Source organism: Facklamia sp. P9177 (assembly GCF_050409585.1).
Taxonomy (GTDB): Bacteria; Bacillota; Bacilli; order Lactobacillales; family Aerococcaceae; genus Facklamia.
Genome location: NZ_JBNUPE010000022.1, coordinates 1 through 18,449 on the forward strand (window position 1 = coordinate 1; position 18,449 = coordinate 18,449).

Genomic DNA, 18,449 nt, shown 5'->3' on the forward strand with positions numbered 1-18,449 from the left:
TCCTTTCTATTTTAGTTACCACTTTTAATAGATTGGACTTCTGTGTTTTTATGTACCAAAAAATAGGGTGGAAGGAAGAATTTTTCTTCCATCCACCCTATTTATTATAGAATCTTTTTAAATCAAGTTAAGCTTTTTTTAAATATAATTTTTCAGTTTATATGGAATGTATTTTTAATTTGGATGATCTTTCGAAATATATCTTTCTCGTATATGGGGAAAAGAATCAGTTATATTATTTTAGACCAATATTTTAGTTTTTTGATATACTATTTAAAAAGGAGTGAACTTATGGTATCGATATTAGTTGTTGAAGATGATACTCAAATTAGCAAAATGTTAGTAGAAGCATTAACAATTGAAGGATATTCAGTGACTCCTGCTTACTCAGGGAGCGAAGGTCAACTTTTATTCGAGCAATCAAGTTTTGATCTAATACTATTAGATTTAATGTTACCAGGCCTCTCTGGTTTAGACCTACTCAAAATAATTCGCCGGGAAAAATCCATTCCGGTGATTGTTATTTCAGCTAAAGAACAAGTTGATGATAAGGTAGAAATTTTACAAGCTGGAGCAGATGACTACTTGGTGAAGCCATTTGATCTTAAAGAGTTAAAAGCTCGTATTCAAGTATGCCTTAAACGCTATCAAACTAGTTTAGAGGAAAAAACATCGAATAAGAGATTGAATTTCGAAGGGTTAATGATTGATTTAGAGACCCAAGCAATTAATTATCAAGGGCAGGAATTAAATTTAACGCCTCAAGAAAGAAGGATCTTAGAATTATTATTAAGTCAACCAAAGAAGGTTTTCTCAAAGCTTGAAATTTATGAATATGCGTGGGGGGCAAATTATTTGGCAGATGATAAGACATTAACCGTTCATGTATCAAATTTACGTAAGAAATTAGACCAAATAAGTAAAAGACCTTGGATTGAAACGGTTTGGGGAATTGGTTTCCGTTTGATTTCGCTGAAAAATAAAAAGTAGTTAAATTGTATTGAATATTTCAATTTCTTTTATTTTCTTTCATGCTTTTATCTTAACCTTTTCTTAGTACTTTCTTTGTTTTTCCTTTGCCATTATATTTTGGAAGGAGTCTATAATATAGATAACAAAGGAGGAAAGATGATGGAAAGCATTCTTAAAAGTGAAAATTTATGTAAAGCGTATAACAATCAGTTTGCATTGAATAATGTCAGTATGAATGTTCAATCGGGTGATATCTATGGTCTGATTGGTCGTAATGGAGCTGGTAAAACAACCTTAATGAAGATCATTAATCGTCAGATTCTACCGACTAGTGGAAAGGTTTGGATTCAAGACCAAGAAATGGCTAAAAATGACCATTTTCAAGTAAGAATTGGCACTTTAATTGAGGCGCCAGGACTTTATATGGGACTCACAGCTGGGCAAAACCTGGAACTAAAATGTAAATTGTATGGAATTCGCCGTGACAATTATATAGAAGAATTATTGAATTTAGTAGGCTTACCCATTAGCCAAGTTAAGAAAAAGAAAGTTAAAAAATTTTCATTGGGTATGAAACAGCGATTAGGTCTTGCTTTAGCTTTAGTAGGAGATCCGGATCTTTTGTTGTTAGATGAACCTACCAACGGAATGGATCCGCAGGGAATTAGTGAGTTCCGCGAGACGATTCTTAAATTGAATAGCGAGCGTCATATTACGGTTGTGATATCTAGTCATATTTTGGGTGAATTGGCGAAACTCACGACTCGAATTGGTATTATTAATGAAGGTACCTTATTAAAAGAAGCAGATATGGAGGAATTAAATCAGATTAATCAAGATTTTATTCGGATTAAGGGTGGCGATCAGGCTCAAATAATGGTACATTTACAAGAAAAATTAGATCTTCAGCAAATTAAGCAAGTGAGCGATTCTGAACTGCGTGTATATGAACACTTAGATAATCCGTCAGTCATTAGCCATGAATTAATTCGCTCAGGCATTCTTTTTGAACAATTGGTAGTTGAGCGAGCGAGCTTAGAAGATTATTTTATCCGCTTAACAGGAGGTCACAACAATGGTTAATTTTATTCGCTTTGATTCCTATAAGTTGTTGCACATGAAGGCTACTTGGATTACGTTATTGATCCTTTCGTTGATATTCTCTTTACTAACTTATGGCGGCTATGTAACAACACACAAATCTTACGAAGACTATCAACTATCAATGACTTCGAAAGAAACCAATGAAGAAGGCAATTTTAAGTTAGAAATAAAATCGATGCAAGAAGGAGAAATTTTAACAGAGGAAGAGTACGAAACAAGTATTCAAGAAGAAAAAAAAGCCTATCGTTTTTCCGATAGTCTAATTGCTAATTACAGTTTGAGCCTTCTTTTTGTTTATATACTTTCAGCTGTTTTTATTGAAAGTGATTTTTCTTCTGGCTATTTAAAAAATATGTTAGCTATTAAAGGGGCGAAATGGAAATGGATGACTTCTAAATTATTTGTCGCCTTGTTAATATTCTTCATATTTCAAGTTGTTTGTATTGCTTTTTCAGTTCTAATGGCCGGTGTGACAGGTCAATTAGAGTTGCCTATTTATTGGCAAGATCATTTAGCTTTACTATTGCCACAAGCTCTTATGTACCTTATTATTATGTCGGTGACAGTAACCTTAAGTTTATTGCTACAAAGTAAAGTGGCAATCATTGTCTTAGCTTGCCTAGTGGGAACAGGTTTTCACAATCAAATCATTGGATTTATAGGGGATATTGTTGGTTTGGATCTTACAAAACAATTATTCTCCAATAAGCTAATGTCAATGGGCCCAAATTATTCAGAGCAAGCCATGTCAGTGGTAAGTATGGGTGTTGTATACCTATTGGTACTTTATCTCTTGAATAGGTGGTATATTTATCGAATAGACTTTAAGTTTGAACATTAGAGCATAGAAAGTAGGGACCGTCAATGATATATTTTTTATTGATTTTGATAATTCTAGCTATAGTTGGTTATCATTATTACTATCGGCTCCAAGTTTCTGATTTGACGAAGCAATTAAAAGTTATCAGTAAATCCCCTACCAATCAATTACTGACACAAGAGATCTTTTCATCAGAAATGAATGAACTTGTTAAAAGGATAAACTTGGCATTAATTAAAGAAAGAAATATATATCGAGAATTACAAATTGAGCAACGTTCAAAGCAAGAATTAATGATTAATCTTTCCCATGATGTGAGGACACCTTTGACCTCACTCATGGGTTATCTTCAATTAATGGAAACCAGCGAGGATGAGAACGACAAGCAGCGTTATTTTCAAATTATCTATCAAAGAATTGATCATTTAAAAGATTTGTTGGATCGGCTTTTCTTATTGGAGAGGTTGCAAGATACAGAATTTGAGTACAAGAACGAAATAGTGAACTTAAATGAAATTATTACTCAGCATGTTTTGTCTTTCTATGATCAGTTGAAAACAGCTAATATTGAAGTTGAACTTGACTTATCGGACGGTAGTTTTTTAATTACATCGGATGTCAGACTGCTGAACCACGCGCTAGATAATTTAGTAAAAAATGTATTAGATCATGGCAAGGATTATTTAAAAATCAAATTGTCGGGCCATAAAATTGAGGAAGAATTAACAAATCTTAAGCATGAAGACTTAATAAATCAAACAAAACGAGAGGTCTTACCAGGTAATGCAAATGTCGTAAGAATTATTTATTGTAATCGACTTTCACATCCAATTAATGAAGATCCTAATACTTGGTTGAATCGCTTCTATCAAGCTAAAAACAAGCAGTCGAAAACAAAACAAAATACAGGTTTAGGCCTAAATATAATTAAAATAGTCATTGAGAAATTAGGCGGTCAAATTTATTTGGAAACAAAAGGGTCTGATATATTGATAAATCTCTATCTTACAATCTAATTAGCGAATGATTTCATGGAAAAATGGAAGAGCATAAAACTTGACCATTCTTGACCTAATCCGTTATACTATTGAAGTAAATTGAAAGGCTCAGATTAAAGGGAGGATATAGAATGAATTTAGTACCCACAGTAATAGAACAAACATCACGTGGTGAACGCGCTTATGATATTTATTCGCGCTTGTTAAAAGATCGAATTATTATGTTATCAGGTCCAGTGGATGACCACATGGCTAACTCAGTCATTGCCCAATTATTATTTTTAGATGCTCAAGATCCTGAGAAGGATATCTACCTTTATATCAATTCACCAGGAGGTAGTGTTACGGCTGGTTTGGCCATCTATGATACCATGAACTTTATCAAAGCGGACGTCCAAACGATCGTGATTGGATTAGCTGCATCAATGGGATCCGTCCTATTAGCAGCAGGAACCAAAGGCAAGCGCTTTGCCTTACCGAACGCTGAAGTAATGATTCATCAGCCTTTAGGTGGTGCTCAAGGCCAAGCCACTGAAATTGAAATTGCTGCACGCCATATTTTGAAGACGAGAACGCGCTTAAATGAAATTTTAAGTGAAGCGACTGGTCAACCTATTGAAGTGATTGAAAAGGATACCGACCGAGATAATTTTATGACGGCTGAAGAAGCGAAAGCTTATGGCTTAGTGGACGAAGTGATGGCCAATCGTAAGGATAAAAAGACTAAGAAAGATAAGTAATAAAAGGAAATATCCGTATCTTTTAAGTACTAGCAATGCGCTGGTACTTTTTTTGTGCCCTTAGATGAAGGCAGCATTGCATAATTTAAAAATACATGCTAAACTTATAATTAGATATTTAGCTAATTATCGAAATAAAAAGATGAGGAGGTGAACATTTGAGTGTTCAACTGCTTTTTAAAGCTTTAAGTGATCCCAATCGACGTAAAATTTTAGAATTACTCAGACCCGGCCCTTTAACTGCTGGGGAAATTGTCCGTCAATTTGAATCGGCAGGTTCTACTATTTCTAAACATCTCTCTATTTTAAAACAGGCTGATTTAGTGATTGATAAAAGAGAGGGACAGTTTATTTATTATGAATTAAATAGTTCCGTTTTAGATGGAGTCATTCAATGGTTAATGAATTTAGAAAAATAAAGGAGAGGATTTTATGACTAAAAACTTAACGAGGCATTACTATAAAAACTGGGTTCTTGTTTGTGTTTCTATTATTCTAGCGGGCTATTTCTTTATAAAAGCACCCGAAGTGATTCCTACACACTTTGATTTGGCAGGGAATGCTGATAATTATGGTCCTAAAATAAATCTTTTTAAGTTTCCTGCATTATTGGCTGGACTGAATCTTTTAGTAGAAGTATTGAAACGCATTGATCCAAAACGCGAAAATTATCGACGTTTTGAAAAGCATTTTTATTTAATCATTTTTGCTATGAATATTTATTTACTTAGCAGTCAAATAATTATAGGTGCCTATGGTTTAAACTGGCTCAACCAGATTCCTTCCTATTTAGAAGGAAGTTTAGGGCTACTATTTATTGTTTTAGGGAATTATATGCCAAAAATTAAATTTAATTATTTTATGGGCATACGTACCCCTTGGACATTAGCTGATGAAAAGGTGTGGTATCTTACCCACCGTTTAGCTGGAAAAATATTTGTTGTAATGGGAATCCTTATTTTATTAACCGTCTTCTTGCCGTTGACTATTAAAGAATGGAGTGTTCCTTTGATCACGTTAGGTGGCACTATGAGTGTCGTTGGAGCTTCCTATTGGTTGTATCGCAAACAACATCTTTAATGATTTTTTTATTTATGATAAGCAATCTAAATGTATGTTTTCATCATTTAGATTGTTTGTTTTTTGAACAAAGTCGAATGGAGTTACTATCGATAGTAATTAATGGGGTAAGATTAGCTTAGAAGATGAAGCAGTAGATTTCAAAGGACATAAAGCGCCCAGATTCAGAAAGTATATCCATTGTAATTTAAACCATGCAGTGTTAGAATGTTTTATGAAGAAAGATGAATAGCTTTTCTTCTTTTTATAAAACAAGGTCATTCAGCGACCAACAGGAGGCTTGGAATGGATTTGATTGATGAATTAGGTACAGTGGTACCAGAACTTGGTGAGATGTTAGACATTCGTCTTAATGTTTTAAAAGCTTTATCTAAGCATCAACTACGAATTGGTCGTAAAGCGTTAGCCAAACAAATTCATTTGTCCGAGCGAACTTTGAGAACTAATTTACAAGTATTGCGTGATCAAAGTCTGGTAGATGTAAGTCGTGCGGGGATACGTATTACGGATGAAGGACAAAGAGTAGGCCATCTCATTCAGCAGTTACGGATGGGGCAGGACCGTTTACCGGAATACGAAGCAGCCTTAGCTAAAGAATTAAATATACAAAACTGCTGGGTAGTAGCTGGCGATGTAGATAGCGACTTTACAGTTTTTCAAATGCTTGCTGAAGCAGTTCAAACGATTCTAGGACAAGAATTACCGCAAGAAGCGGTTGTAGCTGTTACGGGAGGGTCCACTTTGGCTAATATGGGTCAACATTTTACTAAGGAACTATCGCAAAACAGACAATTATCCTTTGTGCCTAGCCGTGGTGGTATGGAAGGTTCTTTTCATATTCAATCTAATACGGTAGCTGGAATAATGGCTCATGAGACCCAAGCTGACTATGTTCCCTTGTATATTCCAGATCGTTTAACTGATCAGTTGAGTCAAGAGATTGTTAAGGATCCAACCATTAAAAAAGCCCTTGATTTAAGTCGATCAGCGGACTGTCTTTTATTAAGTGTGGGAGCTGCTCAAGTAATGTCAAAGCGAAGAAAACTAACTCCGCCACAAGAAAGAATACTTCTCGAAGGTCAAGCGGTAGGTGAAGCATTTGGCATTTTTTATGATGCAGAGGGAAAGGTTGTTTTTTCCATCCCTCGCTTAGGCTTACAACTTGAAGATGTCATTAAGTTTCCGTTATTATTAACCATAGTAGCAGGCCAACAAAAAGCACCTGCTACCCGAGCTTTCTACAAGATGATGCCAAAACAAACCTGGCTCATTTGTGATAAAAGTCTCGCTAAAGCTGTTTTAAATGGGGTTACCCAATTTAAATAAAATATCCTAAGGGGGAAATTATCAATATGTCAACAAAAATCGCAATCAATGGTTTCGGTCGTATTGGACGTTTAGCATTACGTCGTATTTTAGAAAAGGATTCAGATTTAGAAGTTGTTGCAATTAATGATTTAACAGATAACGAAGATTTAGCTTATTTATTAAAATATGACTCAGCGCAAGGTCGTTTTCCATACTCTGTAGAAGCTAAAGGTGATGTGATTGTTGTAGATGGTAAAGAGATTAAAGCCTTTGCTGAGCCAGATGCAGCGAAGTTACCATGGAAAGATTTAGGGGTTGAATTCGTCTTAGAATGTACTGGTTTTTACAATTCAGCAGAAAAGGCTCAAGCCCATATCGATGCAGGTGCTAAGCGTGTCCTAATCTCAGCGCCCGCTAAGTCAGCTGAAACGAAGACAATTGTTTATGGTGTAAACCACGAAGTTCTAACAGCTGATGATGTGATTGTTTCAGCAGCTTCATGTACAACTAACTGCTTAGCTCCAATGGTCAATGTTTTACATAAAGAATTTGGTCTAAAATCTGCCCAAATGGTAACGGTTCATGCTTATACAGCAACTCAAAAATTACAAGATTCGCCAGGCGGACGTAAAAACCGTGCAGGAGCATTTTCAATTATTCCTGCTTCCACTGGAGCTGCTAAAGCAATCGGAAAAGTAATTCCTGAATTGAATGGTAAAATTGACGGTGCAGCTTTACGAGTTCCAACAATCACTGGTTCTTTAACTGAGGTATATGCAGTCTTAGACAAAGAAGTAACAGCTGAGGAAGTTAACGCAGCGATGAAGAAATATGAATCAGATGCTTTTGTCTATGAAGAAGATGAAATTGTTTCTGCAGACATTATTGGTTATCCAGCAGGATCTGTTTTTGATTCAACACTTACAAAAGTAATGGGTGAAGGTGACGATCAAATCGTTATGGCAGCCTCTTGGTATGATAATGAGTACGGCTTTACAGCGAACATGATTTCAACCTTAGAATATTTTGTTGAATTAAATTAATAAGACCCACACTAGCGGGGAAGCAAACGCGCTTCTCCGTTTTTTTCATAAAGGAGGAAGAAGAATGGCTAAAAAAACTATTAGAGACTTAAACCTTGAAAACAAAACCGTATTAGTACGTGTCGATTTTAACGTTCCGATGGATGGTAATAAGATTACAGACGATAATCGAATTGTAGCTGCTCTAGATACGATAAAGTATTTAATTGAGCATCAAGCCAAGGTTGTTTTATTTTCACATCTAGGTAAGATCAAATCGGCAGAGGATTTGGATAAAGCAGATCGTAACTTAAATCCTGTAGCAAATCGTTTATCTGAATTATTAGGACAAGAGGTTGTTTTTATTGATGAAACACGTGGCGAAAAATTAGAATTAGCGGTTAAAAATTTGCAAGAGGGTCAAGTATTGTTAGTTCAAAACACACGGTTTGAAGATGTAGAAGGGAAAAAGGAATCTGGGAATGATCCAGAACTTGGCAAGTATTGGGCAAGTCTAGGGGATCTATTTGTTAATGATGCATTTGGAACCGCACATCGTTCTCATGCATCGAATGTTGGTATTGCAGCGCATTTAGATTCAGCGGTCGGCTTCTTAATGGAAAAAGAAGTGAAATTCTTGAAAGAAGCGGTAGATCAGCCGGAACGTCCTTTTGTTGCTATATTAGGGGGAGCAAAAGTTTCTGATAAGATTAAAGTTATTGAGAATTTGTTAGATCGAGCTGATAAAGTAATTATCGGTGGAGGTATGGCGTATACCTTTTTCAAGGCAAAAGGCCTCGAAATTGGACAATCCATTTGTGAACCAGATCGCATCGAACTCGCTAAAGAAATTATGGAAAAAGCAGGCGATAAATTAGTGTTACCGGTTGATAATGTTGTGGCTAAAGAATTTAACAAGGATGCCGAAACTAAAGTGGTAGCTTCTGAAGAAATTCCTACAGACTACATGGGGATGGATATAGGGCCTCAGACAGTTGATTTGTTTGCTGAAACTTTAGCTGGCGCCAAAACTGTAGTGTGGAATGGGCCAATGGGTGTTTTTGAAATGGAAAAATTTGCACAGGGAACGATGGGAGTTTGTCAAGCCATTGCTAATTTAGAGAGTGCGACCACTATTGTAGGTGGAGGAGATTCTGCTGCAGCTGTTACTCAATTGGGTTATGAAGATAAGTTCACGCATATTTCTACCGGTGGAGGAGCCTCCTTATCTTATCTTGAGGGAGCCGAATTACCAGGCGTGGAGTCCATTGATAATCTATAATTAGAAAAGGAGAAAAATATGTCACGAAAACCAATTATTGCCGGAAACTGGAAAATGAATAAAACAGCTAAAGAATCACGTGGTTTTATTGAAAATGTCAAATTAGATATCCCTTCAAATGATTTAGTGGATGCAGTGATCGGAGCACCTGCTGTTTTCTTAGAAGCTATGACCGAAGCTGTACAGGGAACTGATTTACAAGTAGCTGCGCAAAATTGTTTTTGGGAAGATGAAGGCGCTTTTACGGGCGAAATCAGTCCCAAAACGCTAGCGGCTTTAGGTGTAGATTATGTGATCATTGGACATTCTGAGCGTCGTCAATATTTTCATGAAAGCAATGAAGAAATTAATCAAAAAACTCATGCTATCTTTCGTAATGGAATGAAGCCGATTATTTGTTGCGGAGAAACGCTCGAAACCTACGAAGCAGGAAATGCTGAGGAATTTGTAGGCCAACAAATAACGGCAGCTTTAAAAGATTTAACGGAAGGTCAAGTACAATCATTGGTAATTGCGTATGAACCAATTTGGGCAATTGGGACGGGTAAATCAGCAACAAAAGATGATGCCCAAAAGATGTGTCATGCGATTCGTCAAGTAGTAGCAGAAAACTTTAACCAAGAGGTAGCTGATCAAGTACGTATTCAATATGGCGGGTCAGTTAAACCTGATAATATTGCAGAGTACCTAGCTTGTCCAGATGTAGACGGAGCATTAGTAGGCGGAGCGAGCCTACAACCTGAATCATTCTTAGCTTTATTGGAGGCGGTTAAATAATGGGAAAAGCACCTATTGCTTTAATTATTTTAGATGGCTTTGGTATTCGCGAGGAGACTTATGGGAATGCCGTTAAGGCGGCGCATAAACCCAACTTTGATCGTTATTGGCAGCAATTTCCCCATCAACAACTCAGAGCAGAAGGGGAAAATGTTGGTTTACCAGAAGGTCAAATGGGGAATTCTGAAGTAGGACATATGAATATTGGGGCTGGAAGAATTGTCTATCAATCCTTGACGCGAATAAATAAGTCCATTCAAGAGGGTAGTATAAAAAAGATTCCTGAACTCACCAAGGCCATCGAGCACGCTAAGCAAAATAATGGAGCATTGCATTTAATGGGCTTACTTTCTGACGGTGGGGTTCATTCACATATCAATCATCTCTTCGGTTTAATTGAGTTAGCTAAAGAAATGGATTTAAACAAAGTGTATATTCACGCTTTTCTAGATGGACGTGATGTTGGACCTCAATCCGGAATAGATTTTATAAGAGATACAGAAAGTTTTATTAAAGAAAAAGGAATTGGTGAAATTGCAACAGTCTCTGGACGCTACTATGCAATGGACCGTGATAAGCGTTGGGACCGCGTTAAATTAGCCTATGATGCCTTAGTTAGTGGCCAAGGACCTCAATATGCCTCTGCTGAAGCAGGAGTTCAGGCTTCTTATGATCAAGAAGTATATGATGAATTTGTTCAACCTTTTGTGGTGGATCCAGAAGGACACATTAAAGAAGGCGATAGCCTTATTTATTATAATTTCCGACCTGATCGTGCGATTCAACTATCAACAGCTTTAAGTAATCCGGCTTTTGACGGCTTTGACACATCGAATCGACCAGAAAACTTACAATTTGTAACATTTACTAAATATTCAAAAGATGTTCTAGCCGAAATCGCTTTCAAGAAAGTTGATTTAGTGAATACGATTGGCGAAGCGATAGCGAAAGCAGGCAAAACGCAGTTACGTATTGCAGAAACTGAGAAGTTTCCTCATGTCACTTTCTTTATGTCAGGTGGCCGTCATGAAACGTTTCCGGGAGAAGAACGTATTTTAATTCCTTCTCCTAAAGTAGCTACTTATGACTTAAAACCTGAAATGTCCGCTTACGAAGTCAAGGACGCATTGATAGATAAAATTAATGAAGATACGATTGATGCAATCATTCTTAATTTTGCTAATCCGGATATGGTTGGTCATTCAGGTATGTTAGAGCCAACCGTCAAAGCTATTGAAGCGGTCGATGAGTGCCTCGGTCAAATTGTCGATTTGATTTTAGAAAAAGAAGGTGTTGCAATCATTACAGCCGATCACGGCAATTCAGATGAAGTCATTACGTTAGAAGGTAAACCTATGACTGCTCATACTACCAATCCTGTACCAGTGATTGTTACGAAAGAAGGAATCTCGTTAAGAGAAGGTGGCATACTATCTGATTTAGCACCTACTATGCTTGACCTTTTAAAAATTGACCAACCAAGTGAGATGACTAGCCAAAGTTTAATTAAGCATTAATGGCAATTCATTGAATTTAATTTACTAAAACAATAGAATAAGATCGAGACGTTTAACCGTTTCAATCCAACAAAAGGAGCGAATAAAATGCCTTATATTACAGATGTTTACGCACGTGAAGTTCTTGACTCAAGAGGAAACCCAACAATTGAAGTAGAAGTTTATACCGAAAGTGGTGCCTTTGGACGCGGAATGGTCCCTTCAGGAGCATCTACTGGAGAACATGAAGCAGTAGAATTACGTGATGGAGATGCAACACGCTATGGTGGCAAAGGAGTTAGCCAAGCCGTTGATAACGTTAACCACTTTTTAGCCGAAGCCTTATTAGGGTTTGATGTATTGCAACAACAAGCTATTGATCAAATGATGATTGAAATGGATGGCACACCGAATAAAGGAAAACTCGGAGCAAACGCTATCTTAGGCGTATCTATTGCTGTGGCACGTGCAGCTGCTGATTATTTAGAAATACCTTTATACCAATACTTAGGTGGATTCAATACCAAAGAGTTACCAGTACCAATGATGAATATTGTTAATGGTGGCTCACACTCGGATGCTCCGATTGCTTTCCAAGAGTTTATGATTTTACCTGTTGGGGCTGAAAACTTTAAAGAAGCGTTACGTTGGGGCGCTGAAGTTTTCCATGCGCTAAAATCAATTCTCAAGGAACGTGGGTTAGAAACATCAGTAGGTGACGAGGGTGGTTTTGCGCCTCGCTTTGAAGGAACGGAAGACGGTGTAGAGACCATTCTTAAAGCGATTGAGAAAGCTGGCTACAAACCCGGTCAAGATATCTTCTTAGGCTTTGACTGTGCCGCTTCAGAATTTTACGTAGAGGGTGTTTATGATTATGCCAAATTTGAAGGAGAAGGCGGTAAAAAACGCTCAGCCCAAGAACAAGTTGACTACCTTGAAGAGTTAGTGAATAAATATCCAATCATTTCCATTGAAGATGGTATGGATGAAAATGACTGGGAGGGTTGGAAGTTACTAACTGAACGTTTAGGTGACAAAGTCCAATTAGTTGGAGATGATCTATTTGTGACCAACACTGAAATTCTTTCACGTGGTATTGAAGAAAGTGTGGGGAATTCCATTTTAATCAAAGTGAATCAAATTGGGACACTAACTGAGACATTTGATGCGATTGAAATGGCTAAGCGTGCAGGGTACACAGCAGTCATTTCTCACCGTTCAGGTGAAACGGAAGACTCCACTATTGCGGATATTGCAGTAGCAACCAATGCGGGTCAAATTAAGACAGGGTCTTTATCACGTACAGACCGTATTGCCAAATATAATCAATTATTGCGGATTGAAGATGAATTAAGTGAATTAGCACAATATAATGGCAAAAAAGTTTTCTATAATTTAAAAGATTTCAAATAAGATTGACAGAATAGATTAAAGCGCTCTCTAAGAATTTAGAGAGCGTTTTTTTGGTTAATAAAGGAGCATTTTATTTTAAAAAACAAACAAAACACTTTATAATTGACGAGTCAACTGTTGATTTATGAAATGAAAGAGGGAGGGTTTGGTGAGTCTAAGAGAAGTAAGTAGATTATTTTATCAATTAAAACTAGTTAACCAGGAGTTAATTAGTAAATTTGAAAAAGAAACGTCATTTAGTATAACGCGCTTTGAATTAATGATGTTTTTAAAAGAGCATGGTCCTTGTTGCCAAACTCGTCTACAAAAGGAATTAAAGATAGATCGTGCAGCTGTTACAAGACATTTAAGAATTCTTGAAGGAAAAAAATATGTGATCCGCAAAAGAAATAAAGAAAATAATCGTGAAGTGCTCGTAACAATTACCGATAAGGCGTTAAATGATTTGAATCGTTGCCAGCAGAGTTATTGTCAATCTGAGCAACAGAGGATTTTACCCCTATCTAAAGATGAAACACAGCGATTGATCGAATTATTAACCAAATTAATACAATAGAAAAGGAGAATAATATGTCCAACCACTTAGTCACTAATAATTTTTCAGAAATTACTTATGGAAGAAAGTCAATTCGTGCTTATGATGAGAAGTATAAAATAAGTCAGGAAGAAATGCTTGAAATGATTCAAGAAGCTACCACAGCTCCTTCATCCGTCAATATGCAACCATGGAGGTTTGTGGTGGTTGAAAGCCAAGAGCAAAAAGCCAAATTAAAACCACTTATTCGTTTTAATACGCTGCAAAATGACACTTCATCTGCTATGATATTAATATTTGGCGATATGCAGTGTTATGAACTCGGTGAAGAAATCTACAATCAAGCAGTCGAGGAAGGTAAAATGCCTGCTGAAACGAGAGATCAACAATTATCTGTCATTATTCCTTATTATAAAAGCTTTTCTAAACAAAAAATGAATGATGTTGTGAAAATTGATTCAAGTTTGGCAGCCATGCAATTAATGTTAGTGGCTCGTTCTCATGGTTATGATACCAATGCAATCGGTGGTTTTGAAGAGGACTTATTGGCTGAAGCTTTCGGTCTCGACAAAGAACGCTATGTACCGGTAATGATCCTATCAATTGGAAAGGCTAAAGATTCTGGTTATCCATCCGTACGCTTAGCCGCTGAAAAAATTACAGAATTTAAATAAGAAACGCTAAAAACTTAAAGAATTTATAAATTAAAGTTAAACGCCTCCTCTAGCGATGCTTATTGGCATCGCTAGAGGAGGCGTTTTAAGTTTTATTATTAACAAGTAATAATTATAAAAATGAAAGATATTAAACGCATTACTGTGATTCTCAACCACGTTTAAAAAATATAGATAATACTATTATTGTTATAAAGTTGAATTGAAGATCGATCTGCTTAGGATCAGATTACATATAGGATAAACATAGAAGTTCAGAAAAATAATACTTGGATATGAACTTTATTGTAAGGCAACCCTTTTAAAAAACTTAGTATAGAAAAGATGTGTAAAACTCCCAACTTATTACATAAATATAAAGGAATGAGGTAGCCATAATTTTTTTACTTTAAATTGATATATAATACAACCTATTTATAAATAAAATAATAATTATATAGCATTTGTTTGACTAAATCAAGGCGAATATTATAATATGTTCTTATAGTATTGTCGCTATACTTTAGAAAAGATGTCGCAATATTAAATTTTTTTTAGGAGTGATATTGTGGTCGGTAAGAATAATAAATTTTTGAAACAGAGGAAGTTTTCTAATAAAGATAACAAATATGCAATAAGAAAGTTTGCATTTGGATCTTGTTCTGTTTTAATCGCATCTTTTTTCATATTTGCAGGTGTAGGTCAAGATAGTGTTTATGCACAAAATATTACAGAAGAAACCTCAACAAGCGCGACGACAGAAGAAACAGCAGATAATTCATTAAACGAACAAAACGATTTAAACGAAGTAGTCACTTCTGAATTAACAAATAGTTCAGAAGATAAGATAACTAATGAAGAACTAGTTACCACTGAAGAAGTTATGACCTCAGAGGAAGCAACAGTCACAGGTGATGATACCACATTAAATGAACTTTCAAATGATGAATTAGAAGCGGAAAATACCGCTAAAAATGCAGCATTAGAAGCTGCTTTGGCTGCAAAAGAAGCTTCTAATGCTGCCGAAAAAGCTTCTGAAGCGACGAGTGTTATAGAAGCAGAAACCGCAGCGAACGAAGCTATTTCAGCTTTAAATAATGCTAAGGCAGAAGCAGGGATAGCCATCGAGGCAGCAAATATTGCTGGAACTACAAAAGCTTTAGCATTAGCAAAAGAAGCGAAAATCTCAGCAAAAGAAGCGGAAATCTCAGCAAATAAGGCTAAGTCTATAGTAGCGTCTATAAAAGAAGAAAAAGCTACAAACTTAGAAGCGAATAAAACTAGTTTAGAAGAAATAACAAGTAGTATAGAAAACGAAACATTAGCGAATGAAAGTAGAACCTCTAATTCAGAGGCGACATCAATTAATGCACCTCAAGATAAAGCTTTATCTGCTCCGGAATCTTTTGCTACTTTAGCGAATCTTTTACCTGCTGATCAGAATGTGATCAGTATTGAAAACAAAATGTTAGATGGAGAATTTAATCTCAAATATCTAAAACACCATTTAAATGGTAGAACTTACGTAGATAATGCAGGAAATACAGGGATATATGATGGGGATAAAGAACTCATTAAATCCCAAGATAACCATCAGGTTAATGACAAACATTTGATTAATAATCAAGACTATCTAGTTGGGAACGTACCTTTATATATGCAATGGATGGATAGAGATGGTACTTTGTCACCTATTTATACATTTAAATCCAATGATAATGGTTATTTTGCAGTGAATCCAGGGATATTTAAAGTGGTCAATCCTGATGGAACAACAACGGACCACGAATTTCTTGGTAAGCAGTTAGAAACTGTATTATATTCAGCTTTTAAATATCGAATTTGGGCAGATCAAGATTGGTTAGTCAATAATAAGTATGATAATGTTCAAACAAGTAATGGTAACCCTGGACAATGGGGAGGTTATAGTCAGGGAATTAATGGTATATGGACACCAATTCTTCAAGATGTGGCAACGATGCAGATTCAAGATGTTGCTGTCGTTTTACAACCTAAAGATCAATTGACTCAGCATAATAAAGAAAAAGTAGTCGAAATTGATAAATTAGTAGGGGATATCAATCATGCAAATTACGCTAATGATAAGACAATTGTAGGAAATGTTTATTGGGAGGCAGATTATGCACCAGGAATCACCTCACAATATCCAGCCTATGAAGAAAAAACAGGTGATAAATTTGCTGAGGATATGACGGTTTATCTAACTATCCAAGATGTTTTGAATCCTAATAATAAGGTTACCTATAAGACAAAGACCAATCAATTTGGTGATTTTAAGTTCGATATAGCTAATGTAAGAGAGATGTTAGGAATTAAGCAAAGAAAAAATGCGTCTCTATGGCATCAAGTGATCATGAATATGTCGGTAGCTGATTCGCAAGGAAATCAGTTTGGTAAAGAAGTTTCTGTTTTTTCTAACTCCACTTTAGATGGACAATTCTATAATGGGAAAAACCTTAAATACGACACAGGGGGTCTTGATGCATCTGACTTTATCCTCGTTTCAAGATATGATTCTGAATTTAGGGACTTCTCGACTTCAAGCAAGCCGACAACAGCCTTGTTATATTCTCAAACGAATTCTTCTGGAAGGGATGAATTCAAAGGAGCTGGTTTCCAATTTGTACTAAGAAATACTATTCCAACAATAGACATTACTAATTATGATTCAACCGATAATTATGCAGCACCTGGCAATAAAGCGAATGCTGTTGTTACTGGAGCTGTGCCTGATGTTGAGTATATCGTTCGTTGGTATGAAGTTCCTGAAGATCCTACGAAATCTCCAAAATTAGTTCTTGAAGGAACCCCTTTTACTGTTGCAGCAAATGGAGTTTTCCCAGATCAAGCATTTGATGTACCTGCTAATTTGCCACGAGAAACAATGTATATTGCTCAATTAGAAACAGTAAATACGGGAAATATAATAGCGATTGATAATTTTTATGCGAGGTTAAAAAATGAAGCAGATACATTTGCTCCCGTTGCAACTGTTGAGAATATCAAAGTGGGAGAAACAGTTAACTTAATCGATAATGTGACTGTTCCTAACTATGATGGAAAACCAACATTTGAGGATATTACTCCTTTAGGTTCGATAGATAATACAAAACCTGGGGAATATACGGGTACGGTCAAAGTAACCTACCAAGACGGAAGTTCTGAAACTATTCAAGTACCTGTAGTGGTAACCGCTGTAGACGTTCCTCATGATTCAATTTATGAACCGAATGTAACTCCGGAGATAATTAAAGTAGGAGATACGATTGATTTAGCAGATAACGTAACTGTTCCAAACTATGTGCAGGATCCAAAGCATAGCGGTGTCCCTCTTTTTGAGGATGTGACGCCAGATGGAGTGATTGATAATACAACTCCTGGAGAATATACGGGTAAAGTTAAAGTGACTTATCCAGATAATACATTTGAAATTGTTGATGTGCCAGTGACTGTAATCGATAAAAAATCCGATGTATATGATCCAATGGTGGTACCAGAAGTAATTGAAATTGGACAAACTCCTAATTTAATAGATAATGTGACTGTTCCTTCATATATTCAAGATTCAAAATATCCAGGTGTCCCTACTTTTGAGGATGTGACGCCAGATGGAGTGATTGATAATACAACTCCTGGAGAATATACAGGTAAAGTTAGAGTAACTTATCCAGACGGAACATCCGAAATTGTTGATGTACCTGTTACCGTAAAAACTCCGGAAGCTTCACAAGCAGATGTTTTCGTTCCTCAAGTAACTCCTGAAATTATTGGGATAGGAGGAACACCCGATTTATTAGATAATGTTAGCATTCCAGATTATGTAGTGAATCCAAAATATCCTGGAGATATAATTTTTGAAGATGTGACTCCAGCTGGAACCATCGATAATACAACACCTGGCGGCTATATTGGACTTGTTAAAGTGACTTATCCAGATGGATCAATGGAAATCATCCAGGTACCGGTGACGGTGACTGCGCCAGAGATCCCTCAAAAAGAAGATTACGATCCAACGGTTAAGCCAGAGATCGTAGAAGTAGATGGCATCGTTGATTTAACCGACAACGTAATAGTTCCAGATTATGTAGAGGATCCAGATCATCCAGGTGTACCAAGCTTTAAGGATGTGACACCAGCTGGACAAATTGATCCAAGCACACCAGGTAAGTATACAGGTCTAGTGGAAGTCACTTATCCTGATGGTTCTAAAGAAATAGTTACCGTACCG

Annotated in this window: 16 protein-coding genes; all 16 read left to right on the forward strand. The window is 36.3% G+C overall.

What is annotated here, in order from left to right:
• Positions 1–291 precede the first annotated feature (291 nt).
• Positions 292–990, forward strand: a complete 699-nt coding sequence (locus ACQV18_RS08735; RefSeq protein ID WP_428874445.1) for a response regulator transcription factor — start codon at positions 292–294, stop codon at positions 988–990.
• Positions 991–1,131: 141 nt separating this feature from the next.
• Positions 1,132–2,055: an ABC transporter ATP-binding protein gene (locus ACQV18_RS08740; protein ID WP_428892960.1), complete on the forward strand. Its 924-nt coding sequence runs from the start codon at positions 1,132–1,134 to the stop codon at positions 2,053–2,055.
• Positions 2,048–2,917, forward strand: a complete 870-nt coding sequence (locus ACQV18_RS08745) for a hypothetical protein (protein ID WP_428875449.1) — start codon at positions 2,048–2,050, stop codon at positions 2,915–2,917. Before ACQV18_RS08740 ends, ACQV18_RS08745 begins: the two co-directional genes overlap by 8 nt.
• Before the next feature lie 23 nt (positions 2,918–2,940).
• Positions 2,941–3,912 (forward strand): sensor histidine kinase, encoded by a 972-nt coding sequence (locus tag ACQV18_RS08750; protein WP_428875451.1) that lies wholly within the window; start codon positions 2,941–2,943, stop codon positions 3,910–3,912.
• Between the two features lie 113 nt (positions 3,913–4,025).
• Complete coding sequence (gene clpP / locus ACQV18_RS08755; RefSeq protein ID WP_428876600.1) at positions 4,026–4,634, forward strand: ATP-dependent Clp endopeptidase proteolytic subunit ClpP; 609 nt, start codon at positions 4,026–4,028, stop codon at positions 4,632–4,634.
• A 158-nt stretch (positions 4,635–4,792) separates the two neighbouring features.
• Positions 4,793–5,053 carry an autorepressor SdpR family transcription factor gene (locus ACQV18_RS08760; protein ID WP_428874450.1) on the forward strand — a complete coding sequence of 87 codons (261 nt, stop codon included), beginning with the start codon at positions 4,793–4,795 and terminating at the stop codon, positions 5,051–5,053.
• Positions 5,054–5,066: 13 nt separating this feature from the next.
• Positions 5,067–5,714, forward strand: coding sequence for an SdpI family protein (locus tag ACQV18_RS08765; RefSeq protein ID WP_428874451.1), 648 nt, complete (start codon positions 5,067–5,069; stop codon positions 5,712–5,714).
• A gap of 285 nt (positions 5,715–5,999) precedes the next feature.
• Positions 6,000–7,040 (forward strand): sugar-binding transcriptional regulator, encoded by a 1,041-nt coding sequence (locus tag ACQV18_RS08770; protein WP_428875455.1) that lies wholly within the window; start codon positions 6,000–6,002, stop codon positions 7,038–7,040.
• Between the two features lie 26 nt (positions 7,041–7,066).
• Positions 7,067–8,065 (forward strand): type I glyceraldehyde-3-phosphate dehydrogenase, encoded by a 999-nt coding sequence (gap, locus tag ACQV18_RS08775; RefSeq protein ID WP_428874453.1) that lies wholly within the window; start codon positions 7,067–7,069, stop codon positions 8,063–8,065.
• A 64-nt stretch (positions 8,066–8,129) separates the two neighbouring features.
• Entirely contained in the window at positions 8,130–9,326 is a 1,197-nt protein-coding gene (locus ACQV18_RS08780; RefSeq protein ID WP_428875456.1) for a phosphoglycerate kinase, read from the forward strand.
• An 18-nt stretch (positions 9,327–9,344) separates the two neighbouring features.
• The gene (gene tpiA, locus ACQV18_RS08785; protein WP_428876598.1) at positions 9,345–10,103 is read left to right on the forward strand and encodes a triose-phosphate isomerase; all 759 of its coding nucleotides are present in this window, start codon (positions 9,345–9,347) and stop codon (positions 10,101–10,103) included.
• Positions 10,103–11,620: a 2,3-bisphosphoglycerate-independent phosphoglycerate mutase gene (gpmI, locus tag ACQV18_RS08790; RefSeq protein ID WP_428874456.1), complete on the forward strand. Its 1,518-nt coding sequence runs from the start codon at positions 10,103–10,105 to the stop codon at positions 11,618–11,620. Before tpiA ends, gpmI begins: the two co-directional genes overlap by 1 nt.
• 87 nt (positions 11,621–11,707) lie before the next feature.
• Positions 11,708–13,012, forward strand: a complete 1,305-nt coding sequence (gene eno, locus ACQV18_RS08795) for a phosphopyruvate hydratase (protein WP_428875458.1) — start codon at positions 11,708–11,710, stop codon at positions 13,010–13,012.
• Positions 13,013–13,160: 148 nt separating this feature from the next.
• The gene (locus ACQV18_RS08800; RefSeq protein WP_428892961.1) at positions 13,161–13,568 is read left to right on the forward strand and encodes a MarR family winged helix-turn-helix transcriptional regulator; all 408 of its coding nucleotides are present in this window, start codon (positions 13,161–13,163) and stop codon (positions 13,566–13,568) included.
• Between the two features lie 14 nt (positions 13,569–13,582).
• A complete protein-coding gene (locus ACQV18_RS08805; protein WP_428874459.1) occupies positions 13,583–14,221 on the forward strand; it encodes a nitroreductase family protein in 639 nt (212 codons plus the stop codon).
• A gap of 547 nt (positions 14,222–14,768) precedes the next feature.
• Positions 14,769–18,449 (forward strand): Rib/alpha-like domain-containing protein (locus ACQV18_RS08810; RefSeq protein WP_428892962.1); only part of this gene is annotated, 3,681 nt, incomplete at its 3' end.

What these genes read in the sequence shown, in the direction of transcription:
- ACQV18_RS08735 (WP_428874445.1), top strand. Translation starts at nt 292, where the DNA reads ATGGTATCGATATTAGTTGTTGAAGATGATACTCAAATTAGCAAAATG.
- ACQV18_RS08740 (WP_428892960.1), top strand. Translation starts at nt 1,132, where the DNA reads ATGGAAAGCATTCTTAAAAGTGAAAATTTATGTAAAGCGTATAACAAT.
- ACQV18_RS08745 (WP_428875449.1), top strand. Translation starts at nt 2,048, where the DNA reads ATGGTTAATTTTATTCGCTTTGATTCCTATAAGTTGTTGCACATGAAG.
- ACQV18_RS08750 (WP_428875451.1), top strand. Translation starts at nt 2,941, where the DNA reads ATGATATATTTTTTATTGATTTTGATAATTCTAGCTATAGTTGGTTAT.
- clpP (WP_428876600.1), top strand. Translation starts at nt 4,026, where the DNA reads ATGAATTTAGTACCCACAGTAATAGAACAAACATCACGTGGTGAACGC.
- ACQV18_RS08765 (WP_428874451.1), top strand. Translation starts at nt 5,067, where the DNA reads ATGACTAAAAACTTAACGAGGCATTACTATAAAAACTGGGTTCTTGTT.
- ACQV18_RS08770 (WP_428875455.1), top strand. Translation starts at nt 6,000, where the DNA reads ATGGATTTGATTGATGAATTAGGTACAGTGGTACCAGAACTTGGTGAG.
- gap (WP_428874453.1), top strand. Translation starts at nt 7,067, where the DNA reads ATGTCAACAAAAATCGCAATCAATGGTTTCGGTCGTATTGGACGTTTA.
- ACQV18_RS08780 (WP_428875456.1), top strand. Translation starts at nt 8,130, where the DNA reads ATGGCTAAAAAAACTATTAGAGACTTAAACCTTGAAAACAAAACCGTA.
- tpiA (WP_428876598.1), top strand. Translation starts at nt 9,345, where the DNA reads ATGTCACGAAAACCAATTATTGCCGGAAACTGGAAAATGAATAAAACA.
- gpmI (WP_428874456.1), top strand. Translation starts at nt 10,103, where the DNA reads ATGGGAAAAGCACCTATTGCTTTAATTATTTTAGATGGCTTTGGTATT.
- eno (WP_428875458.1), top strand. Translation starts at nt 11,708, where the DNA reads ATGCCTTATATTACAGATGTTTACGCACGTGAAGTTCTTGACTCAAGA.
- ACQV18_RS08805 (WP_428874459.1), top strand. Translation starts at nt 13,583, where the DNA reads ATGTCCAACCACTTAGTCACTAATAATTTTTCAGAAATTACTTATGGA.